The 22,597-nt window shown below is 58.9% G+C and carries 19 protein-coding genes and 1 tRNA gene; 3 read left to right on the top strand and 17 right to left on the bottom strand.

Features of this window, described 5'->3' with window-relative positions:
- Positions 1-34 precede the first annotated feature (34 nt).
- The 8 genes from addA to AC0V6K_RS12930 form a co-directional block, all read right to left on the bottom strand.
- A complete protein-coding gene (gene addA / locus AC0V6K_RS12965) occupies positions 35-3,553 on the bottom strand; it encodes a double-strand break repair helicase AddA (protein ID WP_472622887.1) in 3,519 nt (1,172 codons plus the stop codon).
- A complete protein-coding gene (addB, locus tag AC0V6K_RS12960) occupies positions 3,550-6,555 on the bottom strand; it encodes a double-strand break repair protein AddB (RefSeq protein ID WP_472622885.1) in 3,006 nt (1,001 codons plus the stop codon). Before addB ends, addA begins: the two co-directional genes overlap by 4 nt.
- Positions 6,548-7,264 carry a nucleotidyltransferase family protein gene (locus tag AC0V6K_RS12955; protein ID WP_472622883.1) on the bottom strand — a complete coding sequence of 239 codons (717 nt, stop codon included), beginning with the start codon at positions 7,262-7,264 and terminating at the stop codon, positions 6,548-6,550. The genes addB and AC0V6K_RS12955 overlap by 8 nt, the downstream gene beginning before the upstream one ends.
- On the bottom strand, positions 7,261-8,247 hold the full coding sequence (locus AC0V6K_RS12950; protein ID WP_472622881.1) for an aminoglycoside phosphotransferase family protein: 987 nt from the start codon (positions 8,245-8,247) through the stop codon (positions 7,261-7,263). Before AC0V6K_RS12950 ends, AC0V6K_RS12955 begins: the two co-directional genes overlap by 4 nt.
- Complete coding sequence (tsaE, locus tag AC0V6K_RS12945) at positions 8,244-8,690, bottom strand: tRNA (adenosine(37)-N6)-threonylcarbamoyltransferase complex ATPase subunit type 1 TsaE (protein WP_472622879.1); 447 nt, start codon at positions 8,688-8,690, stop codon at positions 8,244-8,246. The genes AC0V6K_RS12950 and tsaE overlap by 4 nt, the downstream gene beginning before the upstream one ends.
- Positions 8,687-11,038: a PAS domain-containing sensor histidine kinase gene (locus AC0V6K_RS12940; RefSeq protein ID WP_472622877.1), complete on the bottom strand. Its 2,352-nt coding sequence runs from the start codon at positions 11,036-11,038 to the stop codon at positions 8,687-8,689. Before AC0V6K_RS12940 ends, tsaE begins: the two co-directional genes overlap by 4 nt.
- A gap of 115 nt (positions 11,039-11,153) precedes the next feature.
- Positions 11,154-12,572, bottom strand: a complete 1,419-nt coding sequence (gene ahcY / locus AC0V6K_RS12935; RefSeq protein WP_472622875.1) for an adenosylhomocysteinase — start codon at positions 12,570-12,572, stop codon at positions 11,154-11,156.
- A gap of 166 nt (positions 12,573-12,738) precedes the next feature.
- On the bottom strand, positions 12,739-13,197 hold the full coding sequence (locus tag AC0V6K_RS12930; RefSeq protein ID WP_472622873.1) for an S-adenosyl-L-homocysteine hydrolase: 459 nt from the start codon (positions 13,195-13,197) through the stop codon (positions 12,739-12,741).
- Positions 13,198-13,382: 185 nt separating this feature from the next.
- On the opposite strand from AC0V6K_RS12930, the gene AC0V6K_RS12925 reads away from it, so the two are divergent.
- Positions 13,383-13,862 carry a peroxiredoxin gene (locus tag AC0V6K_RS12925; RefSeq protein WP_472622871.1) on the top strand — a complete coding sequence of 160 codons (480 nt, stop codon included), beginning with the start codon at positions 13,383-13,385 and terminating at the stop codon, positions 13,860-13,862.
- Positions 13,863-13,915: 53 nt separating this feature from the next.
- Here AC0V6K_RS12925 and AC0V6K_RS12920 read toward each other — a convergent pair whose 3' ends face one another.
- The 4 genes from AC0V6K_RS12920 to AC0V6K_RS12905 all read right to left on the bottom strand — a co-directional run bounded on the left by AC0V6K_RS12920 (position 13,916) and on the right by AC0V6K_RS12905 (position 16,305).
- The gene (locus AC0V6K_RS12920) at positions 13,916-14,848 is read right to left on the bottom strand and encodes a sialate O-acetylesterase (protein WP_472622869.1); all 933 of its coding nucleotides are present in this window, start codon (positions 14,846-14,848) and stop codon (positions 13,916-13,918) included.
- Positions 14,849-14,881: 33 nt separating this feature from the next.
- Positions 14,882-15,490: a GTP cyclohydrolase I FolE gene (gene folE, locus AC0V6K_RS12915; protein ID WP_472626149.1), complete on the bottom strand. Its 609-nt coding sequence runs from the start codon at positions 15,488-15,490 to the stop codon at positions 14,882-14,884.
- A gap of 279 nt (positions 15,491-15,769) precedes the next feature.
- Positions 15,770-15,846 (bottom strand) — tRNA-Arg (locus AC0V6K_RS12910).
- A gap of 72 nt (positions 15,847-15,918) precedes the next feature.
- Positions 15,919-16,305, bottom strand: coding sequence for an NUDIX domain-containing protein (locus AC0V6K_RS12905; protein WP_472622867.1), 387 nt, complete (start codon positions 16,303-16,305; stop codon positions 15,919-15,921).
- Between the two features lie 122 nt (positions 16,306-16,427).
- Between AC0V6K_RS12905 and AC0V6K_RS12900 the strand changes: the two genes are divergently transcribed.
- Positions 16,428-16,613 (top strand): Flp family type IVb pilin, encoded by a 186-nt coding sequence (locus AC0V6K_RS12900; protein ID WP_472622865.1) that lies wholly within the window; start codon positions 16,428-16,430, stop codon positions 16,611-16,613.
- A 123-nt stretch (positions 16,614-16,736) separates the two neighbouring features.
- Entirely contained in the window at positions 16,737-16,901 is a 165-nt protein-coding gene (locus AC0V6K_RS12895; RefSeq protein WP_472622863.1) for a Flp family type IVb pilin, read from the top strand.
- Positions 16,902-17,004: 103 nt separating this feature from the next.
- On the opposite strand, the gene AC0V6K_RS12890 is transcribed toward AC0V6K_RS12895, so the two are convergent.
- The 5 genes from AC0V6K_RS12890 to AC0V6K_RS12870 form a co-directional block, all read right to left on the bottom strand.
- Complete coding sequence (locus tag AC0V6K_RS12890; protein WP_472622861.1) at positions 17,005-18,483, bottom strand: M48 family metalloprotease; 1,479 nt, start codon at positions 18,481-18,483, stop codon at positions 17,005-17,007.
- A gap of 126 nt (positions 18,484-18,609) precedes the next feature.
- Positions 18,610-19,554 carry an acetyl-CoA carboxylase carboxyltransferase subunit alpha gene (locus AC0V6K_RS12885; protein WP_472622859.1) on the bottom strand — a complete coding sequence of 315 codons (945 nt, stop codon included), beginning with the start codon at positions 19,552-19,554 and terminating at the stop codon, positions 18,610-18,612.
- A 9-nt stretch (positions 19,555-19,563) separates the two neighbouring features.
- Positions 19,564-20,451, bottom strand: coding sequence for a tyrosine recombinase (locus AC0V6K_RS12880; RefSeq protein WP_472622857.1), 888 nt, complete (start codon positions 20,449-20,451; stop codon positions 19,564-19,566).
- 5 nt (positions 20,452-20,456) lie between these two features.
- Positions 20,457-22,343, bottom strand: coding sequence for a hypothetical protein (locus AC0V6K_RS12875; RefSeq protein ID WP_472622855.1), 1,887 nt, complete (start codon positions 22,341-22,343; stop codon positions 20,457-20,459).
- 2 nt (positions 22,344-22,345) lie between these two features.
- Entirely contained in the window at positions 22,346-22,576 is a 231-nt protein-coding gene (locus AC0V6K_RS12870) for a hypothetical protein (RefSeq protein ID WP_472622853.1), read from the bottom strand.
- Positions 22,577-22,597: the final 21 nt, after the last annotated feature.

The raw sequence follows: 22,597 nt of genomic DNA, 5'->3' as shown, positions 1-22,597 counted from the left end.
CGTTGATGCCAATTTAGGGTGATTTGCGCGCCACTCAATACGCATCGAGGTTTAGCGGGGCATAGCTTTCCTGCTCATCGCCCAAATGCTTCTTTTGCGCCGCCAATTGCTCCGAGGTCAGCTCGAACAATTGCGGGGTCTGGGTGTAGAGCACAGCCGCGCGGACAGCTCTGCCCGGATAGATCGCTTCGAGCGCCGCCGCATAGGCCGCCATCTGGCGTTGGATTGCGACAGGGATGGCATCGCCGCTTTGCGGCGGGCGACGGCTGGTTTTGAAGTCCACCACAGTGATGGCGTCATCGGTCACCAGCAGACGATCGACTGTACCCGACACCACTACCCCGCCCACCGTCGCAGCCAATGGCACTTCGGGCAGCGCTGCGGGAGAGAAAATGGCGGCGAAACTGGGATGATCCAGCACCGCGATAGCGCTGGCGAGAATTTCTCCGCGCGCCGACTCGCTTAGCTCAGCGCCATGGCGCTGAAGCCATGCCTCTCCCTTCGGCGCACGGTCCTCAAGCGGAACATCTGGCATCCGTTCGAGCAACGAGTGGATCAGCACCCCTCGCCGCGCAGCGTTTGCTGCATTCTCCGGAGCAGAAGGGGCATCCGCGCCGGTATCCTCACCAGCAGCGCTCGGCGCAAGCGGGCGCGGCGGGCGTGGTTCTGGGCCAATCGGCGTGCGCACCCATGAAGGTAGGGTTGGCTTGGCCTCGGACGGTGCCACATTGCCACCCGGCACAATTGGATCAGCCCGCGCACCCCATTCGCGCCGTCCGCCCCAGACCGGATCGTCGATAGGCTCCCCCGCAAACAGGGGCTCAAGCCGCGAATACCAGCTGTCTGGATGTGGTCCGTTCTTTTCCTTCACGCCAAGCGAGCCGCCAATAAACAGCGCCTCTTCTGTCCGGGTCATCGCGACATAGAGCAAACGCCAATGCTCTTGCATCTCCGCAACAGTGTTGTGTTCCTTGGCCTCTTCAACGCGGCCCTTTTGCTCAGCAGAGGCAAGTTTGGGCAAAGGTACTTTGAGTGCTGGGTCATCTTCGCTCGCTTGCCCTAGTGGATCGTCATCAAGCTCCAGATCACCGCCATCACTTGGCTTTCCGGCGGCATCGGCAAGGATCACAATCGGGGCCTGCAAACCCTTTGACCCGTGCACTGTCATCACCCGCACAAGGCCTGAAGCCTCATCAGCGTCTCGCTTCAGATCGCTGGTGCCAGCATCAAACCATTCGATGAATCCGGCAAGGCTGGGCACATGCGCGCTTTCATAAGCAAAGGCGGCGTTGACCAACTCGTCAATCGGATCGTTGGCCTCGCGCCCCAGTCGCGCGATCAGCCTGGCTCGCCCCTGCCATTCGCCGGTGAGGAGCCATGCGAGCAGTGCCTGCGGGGTCTCGTAATCCGCCAGCGCCAGCAGCCGTTTCAGTTTATCGCAGGTCTCTTGCACTATTGGCGCTTCACAGTCGCGCAGATGGTGCCAAAGCCTCACATCCTTATCGCGAGGAGCAAACTTTAGCAGGTCGTCCTGCGTCCACCCGATCAGCGGCGAGACTAGCAAATTGGCGAGCGAAAGATCATCGAGCGGTTGCGAGGCGAAGCGAAGCGCGGCGAGAAGGTCCTGCACCGCCAAAGGATCGCCAAGCCGCAAGCGGTCCACACCCGCTACCGGAACACCGCGTGCGTGCAATTGTGCGACGATCTGGGCCGCAAGCTCACGGCGTTTGCGCACCAGCACCATGATATCGCCCGCCCCCGCGCGGCGCAGCTTGTCACCCTTGGCGAGAATGAAAGGCTCATCGCCCTTCACCCATTGATGCACCTGCTGCGCGATCTTGGTCGCGAGCACTGTGTCATGCTTGGCAAGCCAGCCTTTCTCGCCTTCGGGCCTCTCTTCTTCAGCCGCCCCACCACGCACGACTTCCCAAAGGGCGACTAGACCAGGCCGCTCCTCGCCCACATGCGCTTCAGGCCTTTTCGGGAGGCCAAATTCTTCGTATCCCAACGCATCGATGGCGGAGTTCACAAAGCCCAACACCGGACTGGAAGTGCGGAAGGATCGGTCTAGATCAAGCTCGCTCCAGTTAGGGATCAGGCGGTTGTCGCGCATTTCCAGCGCATTTGCCTTCGCGTCATTGATACGTTTGGCGATTTTGATCTTGGCGCGCTCGTAATTCTCTGGGCTGGTCCCCTGAAAGCCAAAGATCGCCTGCTTGTAATCTCCCACGGTAAAGATGGTACGCAGCTTGTCTCCCGCCGCGCCTTCACCGCTGAAGAAATCGTCGATCAGCGCCTCGACAATGTCCCATTGCGACTGGTTGGTGTCCTGCGCTTCGTCGATCAGGATATGATCGAACTCGCGATCCAGTTTGTATCGAATCCAATCCGAGGCGATGTTGCCCTTGAGTAGATGCGCAGCTTTGCGGATCAGGTCACTGAAATCGAGCAAACCTTCGTCGCGTTTGGCTTCCTTCCAACCGCGGGCAAATGCATGGCCGGCCTCGAAAGCTGCGGTGAGGAGTTGCGCGAGATCGAGCAGCGCAAGGCGGTCTTTGTGAAGTGCGACGGCCTCAGCCACTTCCTTCTGCCATTCGGGCAGCCTCGGCTCTTCCCGAGATGGCTTATCCATCTTCCGCAGGTCGCCGTCGGCTTTGAGAACAGTCTTGAAGAAACCCTCGACGTGATGCGGACGATCCTCAGCGGCGAAAGCTAACCAGACTGGAATGAAGTCTGCGGTCGCCGCCCCCGTTTTCGTTTTCCATTCCTGCATAAGCGGCAGCATTTGTTTGAGCTGTCCATCGGGGAACAGATCAGGGTGCAGCGCCTCGGTGGCCCACCCCTCATCCGCATCGGTCGGGATTCCCAAGACCTGACGTACACGCGCGTCCATCGGCGTCTGCCAGCCGGTTTTACCCTCCCACATCTCGGGATGGTCGGCGCAGCGCAGTAGCCATTGGCGCAAGGCGTCTGGATCCTTGCGCTGCGTGAACAGGCTAACGGCGTCCTGAATGCGGGTGTCCTGTGTTGCTTCCGCTTCGCTCAGCATGTCGGACAGCACTTCGCGCGCCAGCAATTCGCGTTCGCGATCTTCCATTGCGCGCGCACCTGGTGGCATGTCGGCTTCTTCGGGGAAGTTGCTCAGCAGCCATTGCGAGAAGGCATGGATCGTATCGATGCGCAGACCGCCGCCAGGGCAATCGAGCACGCTGGCGAACAACGTTCGCGCCCTTGCCCGCGTGGCATCATCGACCTCGGCACCGAGATAGCCAAGCTCTTTACCCAGCGTTCCGTCATCCAGCCGAACCCAACGCGCCAGTACGGCGTTGATGCGATTTGCCATCTCCGCTGCGCCAGCCTTGGTAAAGGTCAAACAGAGGATTTGCGAAGGATGCACGCCCTTACGCAGCAGCAGGCGCAGCACTCGCGCTGAGAGTACCTGAGTCTTGCCCGTACCCGCCGATGCCGACAGCCACACATTGTCGCGCGGATTGGCCGCGTCGCGCTGTTGCCCCGCCAGCGGAAAGACCTTGCCCGAACCGGCGCTGCTCATGCCTCGCCCTCCCCGTCGGTCTCGATCTCGCCCACGAACCATTCGGACAACCGCATCAGCTGGTCATAGTCCGTGTAGCCGGGGTAATCCGGGTTCTCCTTTGCGGTGAACGGGGCAGTACCGTTGATGTATTTGGTGATGGCTTCTGAAAGCCGGTCGGCGTGGCGGGGCAGGAACTCTTCGGGCAGGAGGCCAGAGCGTTTCTTGCCTATTTTCATCGGAACGTCAGTGTAGCCGAATTCTCCATTATCCTTGCCGGTTGACCAGTACTCGAAACCTTTGACGTTGCCATTGACGCTTTCGAACCCACCTGCATTGGCGATCATCCCAAGCACACCGAGTTGAAGCGCATAACCTTTCGCAACCTGCTCCGCGCTTGGCGGGCTGCCGGTCTTGTAGTCCACAATCGCAAGGCTTCCGTCTGTCAGCCGATCAATCCGGTCAGGCCTGCCGAACACCTCGACCCCGTCCACCGTCATGTCGCCCCAGATCTCTGTGGCCAGCACCTCGCGACCCTCCTGAGCGGCTTCGTCGATCCATTGCTCGAACCGGTCCAGCGCAGCGACAATACGCGGGCGCCATAGGCCCCAGAACAGCGGGTGGACCTGCTCTTCGCGTAGGTGCTTTTCAGCGAAGGGCACAATTGCGAGGTGCGGCGTGTCCACCCGCGCCTTGTGCCATTTGTCTAGGATGTCGTGGACCAAAGTTCCGCGCAGCGCCGGATCGGAAAATGGGTCAGCGGCCAGTGGATCGAGCTTCTTCAGCTTAAGAATTTCGCGCGCGTAGAACTGGTACGGATCCCCCAGCAGCCGGTCGAGAGCGGTGGCGCTGATCCGGACCTTGCGCAGCTTTGGCGCGGGCTTCGGCTTGGGTTGTTCATAAGGCTCGGCTGCCGGCACATCACGGTCGAGATGGGGCAGGATCGCGGGGGTGGCCTCTTCCTGGTGGTCTTTGACCTGCTCGCCCAAAAGCGCCTCGGCACGCAACAGGAATCGCGAAGGGATTGTCGGCCCGTCCTTGTCCCGTTGCGCACGGCTCAAGACCACTTCAGGTGCGCCCAGTGCACCGGCCAAGTCATGCGCGGAAAGGCCAATACGGAGTTCTGCGCCGGGCACGCCCATGGCGCGCAACACAGGCGGCGCGAGGAGCGCGTCAGGGCTCGGTGGTTGTGGCCACGTGCCCTCATTCAGCCCACCACAAATGACCAGATCGGCCCGCGCCATCCGGCTCTCAAGCAGACCGTAAATCGCCACGCGCGGATGGCCGCCATAGGGTGGCCGCACCGCTACTTCGTCCATAGCGTCTCGTAGAACCGCAGCGAGATCAGCGGGGTCCAGCGCCGTGCCAACCGCGCGTGCATGAAGCCGCATATCCTCGACCAGGGAAGAAAGTGCGCGGCCATCCTCGCGCGCCCAAACGGTCTCGCCAGCCAACGCCTCTGCCGTGGTGGCCAGCGCGTCGAGCGCATCAGCTAATGTGACGAATTCCGGAAGCGAAGTAATAGGAGCAAGCGTTTCCTCAACCTGTGTCCACCACTCGGCAACGCCCGCCTCTTGCGCGATTGCACGCAGCGGCTCGGGCCCCGGAGCTGGTGTCGGTCCGCGCAGTTCGCGATCAAACCGGCGCAATTGAGAGAGCCATTCGCGGCGGTCTTCAGAATTGGCCGAATGGACAAGCGGATGACCCAGCGCCCCCATCAGGCATGGCAAATCAAAGCCGGTGGACGTAATCTCTGCGAGCAAACCGAAGAACCGTCCTGCTGGTGTCAGTGTTAGCGGACGCCCTGCGGAATCGTCCGCCGTGATGTTCCAGCGCGACAAATGCTGCACCACGCGCCGTGCGAGTGACCGGTCGGCGGCGACAACAGCGACACGTTTTTCGGGCACTTCGAGCGCCTCGCGAACCATCAGTGCGATCGCCTGCGCTTCCTCGTCACTCGTGGCGCTTGTCATCAAGCGCACGCCGGTGAGCCTGCGCTTCTCGGCGGGCAGATCGACCCATGACTTGCTCGCTTCGGGCGGCAAGAACAGCGAGCTGATTGCATGGGTCCGTTCAGGCGGCGCGGCGCTGGCACCCTTGCGGTGCCAATGCCGCACTTCCTCACGGTTGATGCCCATGCGGTTGAGCAGCAGTTTGAGGTGATATTGCGGATGGGTCAGCGCGTCGGCTTTGCCGAAGGTTTCGCCATCAGGCGTATCGCTCGCTCCGGCCTGCCCCAACTCACTCCACGCCTCATTAGGCATCGACAGGTCTAGGTCAGGCAGAATAACCGCGCCCTTTGGAAGCTCCGAAATCACCCGCAGCATGCGCGCCAAGGCTGGCGCGGCACTGGTTACACCAGCGGCGACAATAGGCGTCGCCGGCGGTTCTTCACGCCAATGCTTGCTCGCTCTATCGAACAGCAAGTTGCGGCGCGTCGCCGCGTCAACGCGCTCATTTTCTTCGAGCCAGAACCGCCATTTCACCTGCACGCGTGCAAACAGAAGGATCGCATCGTCCCAGTGCTTCGCGAGATTTGGTTTGAGGTCAAGAATCTTGCCGTCGATCAAGTCTTCCGGTGTCTTCTCCTCGACAAGCAAGCGGTCCATCGTCTGCGCCAAATCGCGCGCCATCCGCAGCCGCGCCGCCGCGCGTAATGGCGGTTTACCCAGGTCTGCCATCTCGCCTTCGAGGATGTTCGCCAGCTCGAGCCAACGCCGCGTTGGTTCAATCGCTGGAGGAATATCGCTGGCACCCAAGGGATCAAGCAAACTGCCTAAAGCCTCATCCAGATCAAGATCGCCAATCGCCACCATGCGCGGCATCAGCAAACCTTGCCCGGAATGACGGATGAAAGCTTCGGAAATGGTCCGCGCGGCACGGGAACTGGGGACCAACAATGTGAGCCGCGCGAGGCCCAACTCGCCATCAGAATAGCGCGGCACCAATCCGGCCACCAGCGCATCGGCAAACCCGCGATGGGCGGCTATCGAGTAAACGTCAGGTGCGTTCTTCTCACCCACGCTGCAACGCGTATTCGGTGGGGGCGATGGCGTCCGGCGTGCCGACCTCGAACCATTGCCCGGTGAAGGATACGCCGTACAAACGGCCCTCCTCTATCGCGCGGTTCCAAAGGATGTTGGTCGAAAACTTGCCCTCAGGCGCGTCGCGCAGCAGCCGGTGAGAGACCAGCTGGATACCGGTATAGATAAACGGCGCGATCAGACCCGGTTTGCGGCGCGAGAGCAGGCCTTTGCCGTCCATGTAGAAATCGCCTGTGCCGTTGAAATTGGTCGCGCGCATATGCGGCACTACCAAAAGCAGCGCATCCATTTCATCGGGGTTCCAGCGACGCGACAGGTCGTGGAATGCGTCGCGCGGGCCATCAAGCCAGATGTTGTCCGCGTTGAGGCAGAAGAACGGGTCGGGCAAATGCTCCTGCGCCTTCACCATACCGCCGCCGGTTTCAAGCAGTTCCTCGCGCTCATCAGAGATGATGATTTTTGGCGCATTGCGCTCGGAAACATGCGCTTCCAGCGCGTCGGCAAGGTAGTGGACATTCACCACCGCTTGCGCGACGCCCGCTTCGCCCAGCCGGTCCAACGCATGGTCGATCAATGGCTTACCAGCAACGCGGACCATTGGTTTGGGCATGGACGCCGTGAGCGGACGCATGCGTTTGCCCATGCCCGCTGCCATCACCATAGCGGTGTTACTGGCGAGCGTTGTCATGCGATGGCTCCCCCGCCGCTTTTGCGCAGTTCGTCAGGGATATTCGCCGTGAACCACTCAGCCACCGGAGCAAGCGCCGGATGCTTCAAATCGCGCTCCATCGCATTCCAGACGCGCGGGATCATATCGAGATAGCGCGGCTTGCTATCGCGCTTGAACAGGCGCGTGAAGATGCCGACAATCTTGGCGTTTCGCTGCGCGCCCAGCAGAGCGTAGCTGGCCGCGAAGTTGTCGCCCGGTTTGGCGCGCTCGACATACCGTGCCAGCATGGCTGCCTCGAGCTCCTCAGAGACATCGCGCCGCGCATCCTGCAGCAAGGACACTATGTCGTAAGCCGGATGCCCAACCAGCGCGTCCTGAAAGTCGATCAGCCCTTGCGGCGCATCGGGCGAGCCATTGAGGAGCATGATATTCTCTGCGTGATAGTCGCGCAGGACCGTTACCGTGCGGCCATCCTCTCCCGCCAACGGCGCAAGCGCTTGTTCCCAAGCGGCGTCGAAGCCCGCAACGTCCACCTCCAGACCGGCGGCAGGCGTGTACCATTCGGTAAACAGCGCCAGCTCGCGGTTGTATGTTGCCATGTCATAGGGCGCGAATGGCCCACCGGGCTTTGTGTGCAATTCCACCAAAGCATCAATCGCTGCTGAGTAAGCCGCTTCTTCACCGTCAGGATTCAGATCCAGCCAATCGCGCATGCGATCATGGCCAAAATCTTCAGTCAGCACCCAGCCCTTTTCCGCATCGCTGGCAAAGATTGCTGGCGCGCGCATGCCGTTCTTTGACAGCCACTCCGCGACCTCAAGAAACGGCACAGGGTCTTCATGCGGTGGCGGAGCATGCATGAGCATGGCGCCGATATCGCCCGGACAATGCAGACGGAAATAACGCCGGAAGGAAGCATCTCCGGGAATGGGCTGGATTTCGGCATCGTCCCAACCAGATTTGGCAAGGAATTGCTGCATACCAGAAGGCAAATCGCTCATGGCATTCGCCCTAGCCAATCCGCACCGCCCTTCGCAATCGCCAAGCGGCCATTGCCGTGGCTTTCCAACAGGATCGAGAGGCAAGCGGTTTCATGCTCGAACCCGCCGGCGTGGTCGGGCCATTCAGCAATCAGGGCAGCGCCATCGCGATAATCATCCAGGCCGATTTCTTCGATCTCGCTTGGGTCTTCCAAGCGGTAGAAATCGGCATGGACAACCGGCACGCGAAGCGGCGGAGCATCATAGGTTTCGATGATCGTGAATGTGGGGGATGGCACTTCTTCGGTGTAGCCAAGTGCGGCGATAATCGCGCGCGCCAACGTGGTTTTGCCCGCGCCCAGACCGCCCGACAATGCGACGGCGTCACCCGGGCGCAATAGATCCGCGATGCGCGCCCCGAATTCTCCCATTGCATTCAAATCGGGCAGCTCGGTATCGCTCATGGCAAGTGAATAATCGCGGCGGTGCCCACGCCTTCCTCACTGGTCAGCTCCAGCTTCCCGCCATGCGCCTCGATGAGCTGCTTGGCGAGCGGAATACCAAGCCCTTGCCGGCGCTCACCCGAACCGTCTTCACCACTGCCAGAGCCATCCAGTGCAAGCGCCAACTCATCCGCAGGCATGCCGCTGCCATTGTCCGAAACGACAAACGCTGCACTCCAGATACCGCCCGCCTCCGGTGTGAGTATCTCCATATGGATTTTGCCGCCCTCGGGCGTACCGGCGATCGCGTTGTCGAGTAGGTTGCCGACGGCGCGAGACAGCTGGCGGGGATCGGCATTGGCCATGCGCCCACGCCGTCCTTTAAGGTCGAGCCCGAGTCCTGCCGAGATGATGGCCTGTTCTCGCTCTCGTACAAGGCCGGTCAGGAATTTGAGAAGGTCGATCTCTTCCTTGGTAATCGGCAGCAGTCCCGCTTCGCTTTGCGACATATCAAGCACGTTCTCCACCTGATCGGTCAGGCGCTCGACTGCGCTCAGAATGGCATCGACATATTCGCCGGCCTGATCTGACATATCGCCTGCGGCGCCACTCTTGAGCAGCTCGGCAAAACCACTGATCGATGTGAGCGGGGTGCGGAATTCGTAGGACATGTTGGCAAGGAAACGCGCTTTAACGCCATCTGCCTCTTCCAGTGCCACAGCGCGGTCACGAAGCGCCTTCTCCGCCTTTTGCGAGTCGGTGATGTCGAGCACGGTCAGCAATCCATTGCCATCAGGCAGAGGCACGCCCGCAAACTCAAGCGTGCGACCGTCATTCAGCTCAATCCGGCCCCCCATTTCGCGTCGATCGAGTGTGGCTGCGCGCACAACCTTGCCGATTGTCTCGGCTTCTTTTGGTCTTGCGAGGTTCTCACCGATGGCATCGAGCAACCCTTGCGCGCTTGGGTGAGTGTCGAGGAACTCCGGCTTCAGGCCCCATGTCCCTGCAAAGGTGCGGTTCCAAAGTTGGACGGACCCGTCAGGCGCAAAGATGGCGAGCGCTTCAAACAGGCTGTCGAGTGTTGCCGTGCGCGTGCGCAGCAACGTGTCTCGCGTGGCCGAAAGCGCGAGGCTTTCGGTGCGATCCTCGGCGATCATCACCAGACCGCCATCGGGCATCGGCTGTGCGACGATCCGTAGGTGCGTGCCACCGGGAAGCGGCCACGGCTCCTCTTGCGTTTCGGAAGCCTCAAACCACGCCAAATGCTCGCCGCGCCACTCAGGGAAATCGCGAACCTCAGGCGTCTTGCCTCGTTCACGGGCATCGGAAAGGAAACGACCGAACTCGACGCGCTCTTCAATGCTGCCGGTGTTGAGGTCAAACAACCTGCGGAACGGGCGATTGACGAAGGTCAGCCGTTCTTCGTCGTCGAATTGAGCCACCCCGACCGAGAGTTGATCGAGCATCGAGCGCTGGGCCTCACGATAGGCCTTGAACTCCCGTGCTTGCGCCTGTTGCTCCTCGATATCGATGGCATATCCCGCAACCGAATCATTGCTGAGCGGCAGGTCGCTCACCCGGAGGCTGCGGCGTTCACCGTGTACGGTTGCCGACACCACGCGCTCCGATTTGCTCTGCTTTTCCAGAGCCGCTTTTGCCATTTCGCGCGCGCTTTGGCCTTTCTCGGGCTCGAGCAGCTCAATCTGTCCCTCAATGACCGAGGCGGCATCAGCAGCGCTCACCGCATCGACATAGGCCTGATTGACCAATTGCAGCTTCGCGTCCGCCCCCCGGAACCACATTGGGACGGGCACCGCCTCAATCAGGCTGCTTAGCGCGGCAAAGTCTCGCTCTGCCCGCGTGGTCGCGCTGCGCAAATCCGACAGCTCGCTTTCGCTTTCTGAGAAATCGAACACCCAAACCAATGCAGCGCCGCCGGGCGAAACCTGTGGGTCTGCAAGCGCGCCCTGCAGGACAAGCGAACGGTTCGATTCTTGTGATGTGATCACTTGCTTGAACGGTGCAGCGCTCTTCTGCGTCAGGTTGATATTGCTGGAAAGCGCAGAAACCTGCTCCGAAGTCAGCCCTTCGCCATTTGCGCCTTCAAGCTCGCTCAGAAATGTTGGCATTTCCGAGAGTCCAAGCCAGCGGGCCAGGCGCTCTGGCGCTTCAATTTTTCCGTCGACCCGCACCAACATCGGGATCGCTGGCGCGACATCGAGCATGCGCTGCATCCGCTTGGATGCAGACTGCGCCGATTTCAGACGCCTTTCCTTGGCATTGGCGCGCAACATCACGACCGCAGCGCCCACCGTCCATGCGGCGAGCAACAGCCCAATGACAGCCAGAGCAGTGGGAGCGATTTGCATATCTTTCAGCTATGCTCTGCGCCTGCGCGATGCAACGGGGCACAAACGAAAAGCCCCCGCAAATGCGAGGGCTTTCCATATTGTATCGATGAAGCGCCTGAAAGGCGCGCCAGGCTTAATAACGATAGTGATCCGGCTTGAACGGGCCAGCCGCCGGCACACCGATGTAATCGGCCTGCTTCTGGCTCAATTGGGTCAGTTGAACGCCAAGCTTTTCGAGGTGCAGCGCGGCAACCTTCTCGTCGAGGTGCTTCGGCAAAACATACACGTCGTTCTGGTACTCGTCCGACTTCGTGTAGAGCTCGATCTGAGCAAGCGTCTGGTTGGTGAAGCTGGCGCTCATCACAAAGCTCGGGTGACCGGTGGCGCAGCCAAGGTTCACAAGGCGCCCCTTGGCGAGGACGAGGATCGATTTGCCATCAGGGAAAGTCACCATGTCGGTGCCGTCCTTGATTTCTTTCCAATCATAGTTGTCGAGCGCGCCGATCTGGATCTCGCTGTCGAAATGGCCGATGTTCGAGACAATCGCCATGTTTTTCATGGCTTTCATGTGCTCGCCGGTGATCACGTCTTCGTTGCCAGTCGCGGTGACGAAGATGTCGGCACGCTTCACGGCTTCGTCCATGGACACAACTTCGTAGCCATCCATCGCGGCCTGCAGAGCGCAGATTGGGTCGATTTCAGTGACCATCACACGGGCACCACCGTCGCGCAGTGAAGCGGCCGAGCCTTTGCCCACGTCGCCATAGCCAGCAACGCAAGCGACCTTGCCAGCCAGCATCACGTCGGTTGCGCGGCGGATTGCGTCGACCAGCGATTCCTTACAGCCATACAGGTTGTCGAACTTCGACTTGGTGACAGAATCGTTCACGTTGATCGCCGGGAAAGGCAGCTTGCCAGCCTTCGAGATTTGATAGAGCCGCATCACACCAGTGGTGGTTTCTTCCGAAACGCCTTTGATGTTCTTGACTGAGCGGGTGAGATATCCCGGCTTCGCCTTCACATAGGCTTTCAGCGCCCGCTGCATCTCGATCTCTTCAGCGTTCTGCGGCGCAGGCATTTCTTCGCCCGCTTCAAGACGCGCACCCCAAAGAGCGAACATCGTGGCATCGCCCCCATCATCAAGAATCATGTTGGCGGTCAGATCCGGATCGGCCTCGTTCGACCAATCGAAGATGCGGCCGACATAGTCCCAGTAATCCGCCAGCGTTTCGCCTTTGATCGCGAATACGGGAATCCCCTGAGCGGCGATTGCAGCGGCGGCATGGTCCTGAGTCGAGAAGATGTTGCAGGTGGCCCAGCGCACCTCTGCACCCAGCGCGACCAACGTCTCAATCAGAACTGCGGTCTGGATCGTCATGTGAAGCGAACCGGTGATGCGCGCGCCTTTGAGAGGCTGGCTGTCAGCATACTCTTCGCGCAGAGCCATAAGGCCCGGCATTTCGGTTTCAGCGATAGCGATTTCGTCGCGGCCAAACTGGGCGAGCGAAATGTCTTTGACGATATGTTCTTGGGTCAGGGCAGCGGTTGCCATGGGGGAGTCTCCTAGAGTGAAATCTCGGCGTGCGAATGAATTCTGGGTGCGCCCTAGCGAGGGACCCGTCCACAAGCAAATATAAAGTTATCTTTATATCCTCATATGAGGAGAGAAGATCGAGATTTCCAGCTTGGTAAGAGACAGCACCGCTGCCCTTTATCCGTCACGGTAGATCAAAAGCGACCTTGGGTTGGGTCAATAGCCGGATTGCCATGTCGGCAAGGAAAGCGCGGCTATGCACTTTGGCCAATTCGCCTGCGACTTCCTTTAGCTCGCCGCAGTCCATCCAAGGATGGCCATTGCCAAAGCGGTTTGCCATTTTGACGCTCCGACGATCAAGCTCACGCGTCGCTCCGCGCACGCCATATCGCGAGTTCAAGCTGCGCCGCATCGTTGTGTTTGCGTGCGTCAAATGCAGCTTATTGAGCCGGCTGAACGTGTCGTATTCAGCGCGGAAGTCATCCACTCCTTTGCGACACCGCAAAGAAGTCGCCATCAGCATCATGTCCAGCGTGCGGATTGATTCTGCTTCCTGCATGGCCGGATTGGCTGCGGCTGTCGTTGGCATGGTCATTGCGCCGCAAAGCGTCGCTGCCAAAGCGATAGATCGCTTGTTATTCATGGTCCCTGTTCTCCTTAACCCAAATCGGTTCGCCCCCACCGGCGTTGGGAAGGATTGCCCAGAGGGATTTACCCAATCTTGAATGTGGAGAGTAAAGCCATCTTAAGCATGAACTTCGGGCTTGATGTGTGACCGGCAGGCACTTAGTCCGATCCCATATTCCCCGATGCAAAGGAGCATGAGCGATGACAATTTCTGTAGGTGACAAACTTCCCGACGTGACTCTGGTGAAGGCAACCGCCGAAGGACCGCAACAGGTTCAGTCAAGCGATTACTTTGCAGGAAAGACAGTCGCGCTATTCTCCGTCCCGGGCGCATTCACGCCGACTTGCTCAGCGGCTCACCTGCCCGGCTTTGTCCAAAAAGCAGGCGAACTAAAAGAGAAGGGCGTCGACGAAATCGTCGGCACTGCCGTCAACGATGCATTCGTTATGGGTGCATGGAACTCGGCTGCCGGATCGGACGACATCACGATGCTCGCCGATGGCAATGGTGACTTTGCCGAAGCGGTAGGCCTCACCATGGACGGCTCCGGCTTTGGCATGGGCACGCGTGGTCAGCGTTATTCCATGGTTGTCGAAGACGGCACCGTTACGCAGCTGAATGTCGAAGAACCCGGCGACTTCCGCGTTTCCAGCGCTGAGCACATGCTTGGTCAGCTGTAGGATCAGCTAGAACACCTCAAAAACGGGCGCCCGATTGCGGCGCCCTATTTATGTCAGCAAGAGGCTTCCAGACTCTTCATCGCCTCCGCGAATGCTTCGCCCAACGCGACGTAGTCCTCGGAGCGGTAGTGCCAGCCATCGATGAACTCGAAGTCATCGCTAGCAGTCACCATCGCTGCGCAAGTGTCCTTCTCGGTATAGCGGGCCTGCGCTTCACGGACTTGAGGTGAAAACTCCATCACACTTGTGCTGGCTGTATCGCCAGAGTCTCTAATGCGGCCGATGACAACAGGTAGTTCTTCATCTCCGAGCGCGTCTCTGTACAGATTCATCAGCCGGGCGAGATTTGTGTCATAGTTAGCGCTGGCGTCTTCATTATCGAACGCATCTGCCTCGCCCTGCATCCACACGATGCCCGCAGGGACTAGGCGGTCTTTCTTTCCATCACCGTCGATATCGCCAGCGTCCATGGCGCTTGTGATCGCGGTTAGTGCCTGATCGTAGAGATTGCGCTTGTTCTTCTCATCGTAGTCAGGATCCCACGATCCGTATCCCGAAACACCGTGGATCAGGCCCGTCCCTCCACGTGAGAACTTGATGATGGCAATGCGCTTGCCGTCTGACGACTTGGCCATGGCGCGGCCAAATGTCAGCTCAGGGCCAAACCTGTCAGAGAGCGAATTGGTTTCACCGTCAGTCGTGAAGAAAGTGCCATGACCGGGTGAAAGTGCAGCCCAGATGCCTTCGCCACCGCCTTCGGTACCGTCTTCGACATCTTCGCCTGTGAAGATGCGCACATCCTCTGCAACCCCGCTCAACTCATCCGGCAGGTCTTTGTTGAAGCCATAGCCGTCCATATTGGACTGCCCGCCAAGGAAGTAGACTTGGTAGGTGGTGCCCTCTTCATTGGTGTCGGCCTCAGACGCAGCAGGGGCGCAGGCACCAATAAGTGCCAGCGCCCCCAGTGATACAATTAGATGTCGCATACCTTCTCCCTACAGAAGAGAGCTAACGCGCCATCAGAAGCCCATCAAGCTCATCACTTCTTTGCGACTGCGATGATCGTCGAGGAAACAGCCCATCATGCGGCTGGTGAGCATTTCCACCTCATGCACCTTCACACCGCGACCGGTCATGCAGCCATGCTCTGCCTCAATCACGACAGCGACACCGCGCGGTTCGAGATTATTCCAGATGCACTCGGCAACTTCAGCAGTCAGGCGTTCTTGCACTTGAAGACGGTGGGCAAACCCGTGCAGCACGCGGGCAAGCTTTGATATTCCGACGACCTTCTTGTCGGGCAGATAGGCGATATGCGCCTTTCCTGTGATCGGAGCCATGTGATGCTCGCAATGGGACTGGAACGGAATATCCTTCAAAAGGACAATCTCGTCATAGCCACCGACTTCTTCGAAAATTCGGCTCAGGTGGATCGCAGGATCTTCCTGATTGCCAGCGCAGTACTCGAGCCAAGCGCGGCCAACACGCTTTGGCGTGTCGAGCAATCCTTCTCGCTCCGGATCATCACCGGTCCAGCGAATCAAAGTGCGGATCGCTTCTTGCACGTCCTCGGGTACGTCAGGTTTGTTCAATGGGTTGTCCGGATCGAAGTCATCATTGTGCTGCATATAATTCATAGCATTACCTTTCTGTAGCCGAAACCGGCCTATTCCAGGCAAGCAAATGGACCCGGCATCTGGCCCTTCACTTACTTAACGTGATCCCAAGGATAAAAATCGCCAGCTCTTCAATCGGTTCCATGCAAAATTTGCACACTTCAACAGGTGAAGTCCGGGCCAGCAAAGGTTGTCCCTACATTCATATAGGAACGATTGACGGGATTGCACGGCTCGGATCGAACAGGAGCAAGAACCAAAAAAGCCCACACCTTGCGGTGTGGGCTTTTTTGGCGCGCCAGGAAGGATTCGAACCTCCGGCCGCCTGATTCGTAGTCAGGTACTCTATCCAGCTGAGCTACTGGCGCGCGAGAGAGGCGGCACATAAGGGGGCACGCATGACTTGGCAACCTCTGTTTTGGGTTTTGGCTCTCACAAAATCACAGTTGCCTAAGCAAAAGTTCTGTCAGGTCTTCATCCAGAGGCGGCTTGTGCAGTCCGACGATCGATTCTGGCACAAACCAGTCGACTTCTCCTCCTTCCAAGGCTCTGGGCTCACCTGACCAATCGACCACTTTGTAAAGGAGAATGACAATCGGCCTCTCGCTTGCGCCGTTCCGCTCTTCTGCAAACGCAACAGGCTCACATCCATCTGCGCGTATTTGAACGTCCAATTCCTCGTTCAACTCACGAATCAGTGCATTTACAGGGACTTCGGCCTTTTCAACCTTGCCCCCTGGGAACTCCCACAATCCAGCATGATGCTTTCCTTGCGGCCGTTGGTGCATGAGGATTCGTCCATCCGGACGCCGCAATGCCCCCGCCACAACCCAGAGTATGCTCCCGCTCATGTCGGTTTTTTTTCCATTCTTATCGATCAGATCAACCTTTTCTTAAGAAGATGGGCCGATTTCAGCTTTCATCAGGAACGTAGGTGACAGGTGTCCCCATGAATTTGGTGAAATTTCTAAAGACCATTGGAAACGAAAATTCCGGTGCCACCGCTGTTGAATATGGCCTGATCGCTTCTCTCGTCGTGCTTGCGGCTGTCGGGGGTTTCCAAGCTCTTGGAAACTCGAACTCCGGTGGTTGGGGCGGTGTCGAGCAGAAAGTGACTGCTGCGATGGGCAATTAAGGGTTTTGAAAGCGTCCGAATTAGGAATTTTTCAATAGCTCTCAATTATTCATCCAGCGTCCGGTCCTTCCTTTTGGACAGACACGGGTATCGAAGACCAAAGATTGAACCAGGAGACTACACATGAAATTCTTCAACAAGCTCGCTCGCGACGAACAGGGTGCAACTGCTATTGAGTACGGCCTGATCGCTGCTCTTATCGCTGTTGCTGCTATCACTGCAATGCAGAGCCTCGGCAACCAGCTCGGCGACACTTTCTCGAAAGTTTCGAGCGAAATGGCTGGCTAAGTCGTAAGACAAAGCTAACTAAACGGAAAGCGGCGGGGTTTCCCCGCCGCTTTTTGTTTGTGCAATCCAAATTTGGATTGTGACGGTCCGGATGGAATGCGTCTTAGCGACCGCGAACCACTATCTTAACCCGTTGCCCAGCGCGTACCGTATCGCTTGAGCTCAACCCATTGAGCACGCGAAAGCGTTGTTCTTGCGCCGTGTTGAAAGCCATGCGCCGCGCCATACTGGCAACCGAGCCTCCACTTGGCACTGTCACAACGTCAATCTTACGCGGAATCACTGCGCCTGCTTCTGATTGAGAGATCCGCCGCATCGACTGGAACATGGAATTGAACGTCGCAGCCTTACCTGCGGGCGCAATGGCCAAGAAGTGATAAGCGCGGTCGCTTGCGAACTCATACGCAAACACCACCACATCGACTTGGCTGCCATTGTTGTTCACGCGCGCAGTGCCATAGGCCGCTTTCAATCCATTCACGCTGGTGCGCTGAATGCTCGCCGGAGCAAGCTGGCTGTTCTGACCGCCAAGCGCCGTAAACTGCTGGCGGATGTACGTGTCGAGATTGCCCGAATATGGCGCCAACGTCAGCTGTGCCTTTCCGCTTTGGCCGTTGATGCTGACCGCGCGGGTGCCATTGACCATGTAAAAACCTTGGGGCGCAGTGAATGACAGGCGCAGATCCGGGTGGATAAACCGACTGCCTTCGATCACGCCTTGCGCGGGATCATCACCATAAAGCATCCCGTCAATACGACTGAGGAATGTATCACGATTGGTCACGCCGCCAGAGAGACCTTCAGCCTTTGCCCGCGCTGTTTGTACACGGCTGGCAGGATCGGGGTGCGTTGATGCCCATTCCGGCACGGTCGCATTGCGTCCCTGCAATTGCGCATCCAACGAGTTTTGCGCTGCGAGGCTGGCGAGCACTGTGCTCATTGCGCGCGGATCGTAGCCTGCACGCGTGAGATAGGTGATGCCCAGATCATCTGCTTCCAATTCCTGCTTACGCGAAAACCTAAGCGTAAGCATTTGAGAACCCTGCATAAGGCCGCGAGAAAGCGTGTTGCCAAGCCCCGAATTGCCGAGCAGCACACTCGACAGAATTGCACCGCCAATGCCCAAAAGCTGATTGTTTTGCGCCGCACGCTGGCGACGCTGCGAGTGGCGAGCGGCCACGTGGCCAACTTCGTGGCCGAGCACACCGGCCAATTCAGCCTCATTGTTCATCAGGCTCACAAGCTGACGGGTTGAGTAGATATAGCCGCCAGGCACGGCAAAAGCGTTATTCACCGAACTGTTGAGCAGGGACACGGTGAAGGTCTGCCGCGCATCGCCCAAACCGGAATGGACGGCGATATTCTTACCGACTTGTTCGACATAAGCAGCCTGGGGACCGCTCATTGCGCCGCCAAATTCGGCAAGAAGCTGCGGGTGATATTCAGCGCCCTGCTTCGCCTCTGACTGAGTGATCGGAGTGGAAGCGGACGGGATCGGGCCGCCGCCGCCAAGACATCCTGACAAGGCCAATGCCATGGGCGCAGCGCCCATAATCCAAAGTTTGCGCGTTTGAATTGCCATCGTCACGTCTCCCCGCTGATCGGCGCGCGCGATACAATGTCGCGCGAATGTCCTACCGCGACGACTATCGTGAAATTACCGATTGCGAGCAACCCCTTGAATGTAACGGGATGCAAGACGTTCGGTTTATGCGCCGAGTTGCAGGAAGCGCTCCTCGCGCATGCGGATCAGCACTTCACTCGAGTGATCCGTGAGCGCATCAAGCTCTTCGCCAATGGCTTTGCCGAGATTACGCGCTGCCGCTTCGGGATCACGATGCGCACCGCCAGCGGGCTCTTTCACAATGCGATCAATGACCTTGAGGCGTTTGAGATGCTGTGCAGTCACCTTCATCGCCTGCGCGGCCTCAGGCGCCTTTTCTGAGGTTCTCCAGAGGATTGAGGCACAACCTTCAGGCGAAATCACGGAATAGACTGCGTGTTCGAGCATCAGCACCCGCTCCGCACTTGCCAAGGCAACTGCGCCGCCGGAACCGCCCTCGCCCACGATAACCGACACCATCGGAACGGGCAGCGCAAGGCAGGCTTCGGTCGAACGAGCGATGGCTTCGGCCTGGCCCCGTTCCTCAGCTTCAATCCCCGGAAACGCGCCCGACGTGTCGACCAAGGTGACTACCGGCAGACCAAAGCGTCCGGCCATGTCCATCAGGCGGATGGCTTTGCGATACCCCTCCGGCTTACCCATGCCGAAATTGTGCTCAATCCGGCTTTGCGTGTCGTGGCCCTTTTCATGGCCAATTAGCATCACACGACGTCCACCCAGACGGGCAAAGCCGCCCATAATCGCCATATCATCGCCGTAGTACCGGTCTCCGCCCAGCGGCATGAAGTCTTCAAAAGCATGGGCGACATAGTCGCGAAAGTGGGGCCGCATGGGATGCCGCGCGACCTGCGTCTTTTGCCAAGGAGTCAGCGACGCATAAGTGCTCGACAACAATTCAGCGCTTTTCGCCTCAAGCCGTTCAATCTCACTGGCGACATCGACATCCTGATTGGCGTCAACATTGCGCAGTTCGGTCAGGCGCTCTTCCAATTGAGCGATCGGTTTCTCGAATTCGAGGTAGGAAATCATAGGGTGTCGCTAGTCTGATGCGCGCATCTGGGCAAGTGGGTGCTTAGCATTGACCAATTCTACCAGACGCGCGGCATCCACATGAGTGTAGATCTGCGTGGTGGCGATATCGGCATGGCCGAGCAGGGTCTGAAGCACGCGCAAATCTGCCCCTCCCTCAAGCAGATGCGTGGCGAAGGCGTGGCGCAAAACGTGCGGACTGATACCCTTGGGATCAAGATCGGCGCGGGCCGCCAGCTCTTTGAGCAATTGATACAACCTTATCCGGGTGAGATGTTTTCCTCCGCGCGAGGGAAACAGAAACCGCGAAGGTGGATCGGTAGGCCGTACATCCAGCCATTGCTGAAGGGCTTCACGCGCCCGCTCACTCACTGGAACCATGCGTGCCTGACCGCCCTTCCCCATGACGGTCAGCATCGGAACATCGCGGGGCACCGCGCTGACCGGCAGAGAAACCAGCTCGCTCGCCCGCAACCCCGAGCCATAGAGCAATTCTAACAGAGCGAGCTGACGGATCGCGGTGGGCTTCCCACTCGAGGCCTCCAATTCGGCGCGCTCGAATAGCGCTTCGACCTGTTGGTGACTCATGACCTTCGGCAACGGCCGTCGAGTGCGCGGTTTGGGCAAAGCCGCAGATGGATCATCCTCACGCCACCCCTCATCAACTGCGAACCCGAAAAATTGGCGCAAAGCAGATGCCTTACGAGCGGTGGTAGTCGGAGCAAGCGAAGCCCAAACGCCAGTCAGCTGCGCGACCTTGGCACGCGGAGCTTTTGCGAGATCGCCGATCGCCTGTTCAGCTCCATCCAGATCACGGCGATAGGCTGCAAGCGTGTTGACCGAAGCGCCTCTTTCCGCCGCGAGCATGTCCAGAAAGGCCTGCGTTGAGGCCGACATCAGGATCAGCCCCTTGCGACTGCTTCAGCCGCAATCATCCGGGCTTCGGCGCCCAGACCAACGTCATTCAGCGCTTTCACAATATGATAGAGGTGAAGCGGCGTCATTTTGTCCCAATCATCGCCTTGCATGCCAAGACCCGCCAGAATTGCGACCATGGCCGCATTCTCGACCTCGGCGGCGCGCACAATCATTCGGGTCCAACGGCTCTGCTGCGAAGGGTCGAATTCAACATCGGAAGCAAGATCGGAAAGCTGAGAGGCGTTAATCCGGCCCAATCCCCCCAAGCCCGCGATCAGAAACGCCGATTTGCGATATTCCTCGCTCTCATCATCTCCAATGAAAGTCGAAACTGAGTCCGCACTGGCGCTACCCGCCTCCGGATCGGAAAGAGCAATCAAGGCCCAGCCAAGGCTGCCCGGCTCGACAATACTCGCCCAAGCCTTTGCGTCACGATCAAGACCCGCAGTCAGGATCGAGGCAATCAGCTCATCGGCGTAGGTCTGATACTGCTCATTAGGAGCAATCCGCGCTGCTGCGTAAGCGGTCATAATGCTGGCGGCGTAATCGGGTTGCTCGGTTTCGTCGTCCAGCGTCCCCCAAAGCCTGCGCATGGCCGAAATCCGAGCAGCTGGATCGCTGGCGACATAGGCGGTTCTTAAGCGAGAGGCACGATCAGCGGCTTCGCCATCGATCGAGCTATCGGCGTAAATCTGACTGTAGAGCTCCACCATCGCCTTGGACGAGAGAATGCCCTCGCGTGCAGCGAGGACAGAAAACTCGGCACGCTTGCTGAGCGATACCGCAGGAGATGTTGCCCCTGCCCAATGATAATAACGCGGCAGGTCATCCATCAATCCATCCGGTACGTTTTCGCCAACTGCATAAGAAAGCGAGAAACGCCATGGAGTCATTTTCTCGACCCCGTCCCATTCCACATTCGCTCCGCGGCGGGCGCGGCCAGCTGCGCCTGCAAATCGTTGCGCGAGTTGAATATCCACTTTGGGAGCAATCTCGTCAGACAGCGCCTTGTTCAAGCGCGATCCGGCAAAGGCAGATTCGCCAGCATAGGCAGCGCAGATTGCCTGCCACATCACCCATTGTGCATCTTCGCGGTCAGACCCACGAAACTGAACGGCCGGGCAAGCACCAGTCAGATCACCAGCGCCCAGATAAGCCCGCATGGCCTGATTCATCAGCGGCTTGTTCCAGTTGCCGGTGTCTACATCCTGCGCAATCCGGCGGGCGGCGCTAAATTCGCCGATCCGGTTGAGCACACCAATGCGCAGAGCCGCGAATGTCGCCGGGCGCATTCCATCCGGTGATTTCAAGCGGCTCGACAAAGCGCGGCGGAGCATAATGTGGCCCCAACGCGAAACGAGAGGTCCCTTGGTGCCGGAAAGCGCTGCGCGGACCAATTCCGGCGGTTGTTCACCCAGCGAGCCGATGGGCAATCCGCCCTCTTCAGGGCTCAGAATACCCACTTGCGAAAGCGAACGGCGCGCCGCTGGCGGAATATCAAACCGAGGTTTCAGACCAAGAAAATCATCAAGCTCGTCAATCGACATCGCCTCGAGCTCTTCGGCAGTGGGGATGCGTGAAAGGTCGCTTTCGGATGCACGAGGTTCGTCACCATCGGCACCTTGCGACGATCCACCGCCGTCCGATGGCGTCGAGCCGCCCGGTGACGGCACAATGGGTCGCGACGAAGGCGGCGGAGCCGGCGCAGGAGCGGGAGCTGGTGCGGGAGCAGGCGCCGGATCTTCGAACCCTGGCGGCAAAATGGATTCAGGCGATTGCTGCGCCGTCAGGCTGCCAGCAACCAAAAATGCACTGGCCGCTCCGATCAGACCAAGGCCAGCGGCGCTGGCCAGCAACGATGCACGACGCATTCTTACGCTCCCTCAGCCTTGTTCGTCAGATCAACTGATTGTGTGATCGGATGCAAAGGTTCCTCCCCGCCATCAATCCAGGCAAGCGTGCAAATAACGACGATCGCCGCTGCAGCATAGTAGGGCAGTCGCTTCCGAAAACCCTCGGAACGGGCGACATCACCTGCGGGCCGCGCGGCGGCCTTAATCTCTGAAACGGACTGTGAAAGGTCGGTGCGGGGCTGATCTGACATGTTGCGCGCGCTTTAGCCCAT

Source organism: Erythrobacter sp. S43, assembly GCF_057364955.1.
This window is presented reverse-complemented; position numbering and strand designations above follow the sequence as displayed.

Excerpts from the sequence above, each read along its gene's own strand:
- folE (WP_472626149.1), bottom strand. The coding sequence starts at position 15,490 with ATGCAGCACAATGATGACTTCGATCCGGACAACCCATTGAACAAACCT.
- AC0V6K_RS12930 (WP_472622873.1), bottom strand. The coding sequence starts at position 13,197 with ATGAATAACAAGCGATCTATCGCTTTGGCAGCGACGCTTTGCGGCGCA.
- AC0V6K_RS12880 (WP_472622857.1), bottom strand. The coding sequence starts at position 20,451 with ATGTCGGCCTCAACGCAGGCCTTTCTGGACATGCTCGCGGCGGAAAGA.
- ahcY (WP_472622875.1), bottom strand. The coding sequence starts at position 12,572 with ATGGCAACCGCTGCCCTGACCCAAGAACATATCGTCAAAGACATTTCG.
- addA (WP_472622887.1), bottom strand. The coding sequence starts at position 3,553 with ATGAGCAGCGCCGGTTCGGGCAAGGTCTTTCCGCTGGCGGGGCAACAG.
- AC0V6K_RS12925 (WP_472622871.1), top strand. The coding sequence starts at position 13,383 with ATGACAATTTCTGTAGGTGACAAACTTCCCGACGTGACTCTGGTGAAG.
- AC0V6K_RS12900 (WP_472622865.1), top strand. The coding sequence starts at position 16,428 with ATGAATTTGGTGAAATTTCTAAAGACCATTGGAAACGAAAATTCCGGT.
- AC0V6K_RS12920 (WP_472622869.1), bottom strand. The coding sequence starts at position 14,848 with ATGCGACATCTAATTGTATCACTGGGGGCGCTGGCACTTATTGGTGCC.
- AC0V6K_RS12950 (WP_472622881.1), bottom strand. The coding sequence starts at position 8,247 with ATGAGCGATTTGCCTTCTGGTATGCAGCAATTCCTTGCCAAATCTGGT.
- AC0V6K_RS12885 (WP_472622859.1), bottom strand. The coding sequence starts at position 19,554 with ATGATTTCCTACCTCGAATTCGAGAAACCGATCGCTCAATTGGAAGAG.
- AC0V6K_RS12955 (WP_472622883.1), bottom strand. The coding sequence starts at position 7,264 with ATGACAACGCTCGCCAGTAACACCGCTATGGTGATGGCAGCGGGCATG.
- AC0V6K_RS12875 (WP_472622855.1), bottom strand. The coding sequence starts at position 22,343 with ATGCGTCGTGCATCGTTGCTGGCCAGCGCCGCTGGCCTTGGTCTGATC.
- tsaE (WP_472622879.1), bottom strand. The coding sequence starts at position 8,690 with ATGAGCGATACCGAGCTGCCCGATTTGAATGCAATGGGAGAATTCGGG.
- AC0V6K_RS12940 (WP_472622877.1), bottom strand. The coding sequence starts at position 11,038 with ATGCAAATCGCTCCCACTGCTCTGGCTGTCATTGGGCTGTTGCTCGCC.
- AC0V6K_RS12895 (WP_472622863.1), top strand. The coding sequence starts at position 16,737 with ATGAAATTCTTCAACAAGCTCGCTCGCGACGAACAGGGTGCAACTGCT.
- AC0V6K_RS12890 (WP_472622861.1), bottom strand. The coding sequence starts at position 18,483 with ATGGCAATTCAAACGCGCAAACTTTGGATTATGGGCGCTGCGCCCATG.
- AC0V6K_RS12870 (WP_472622853.1), bottom strand. The coding sequence starts at position 22,576 with ATGTCAGATCAGCCCCGCACCGACCTTTCACAGTCCGTTTCAGAGATT.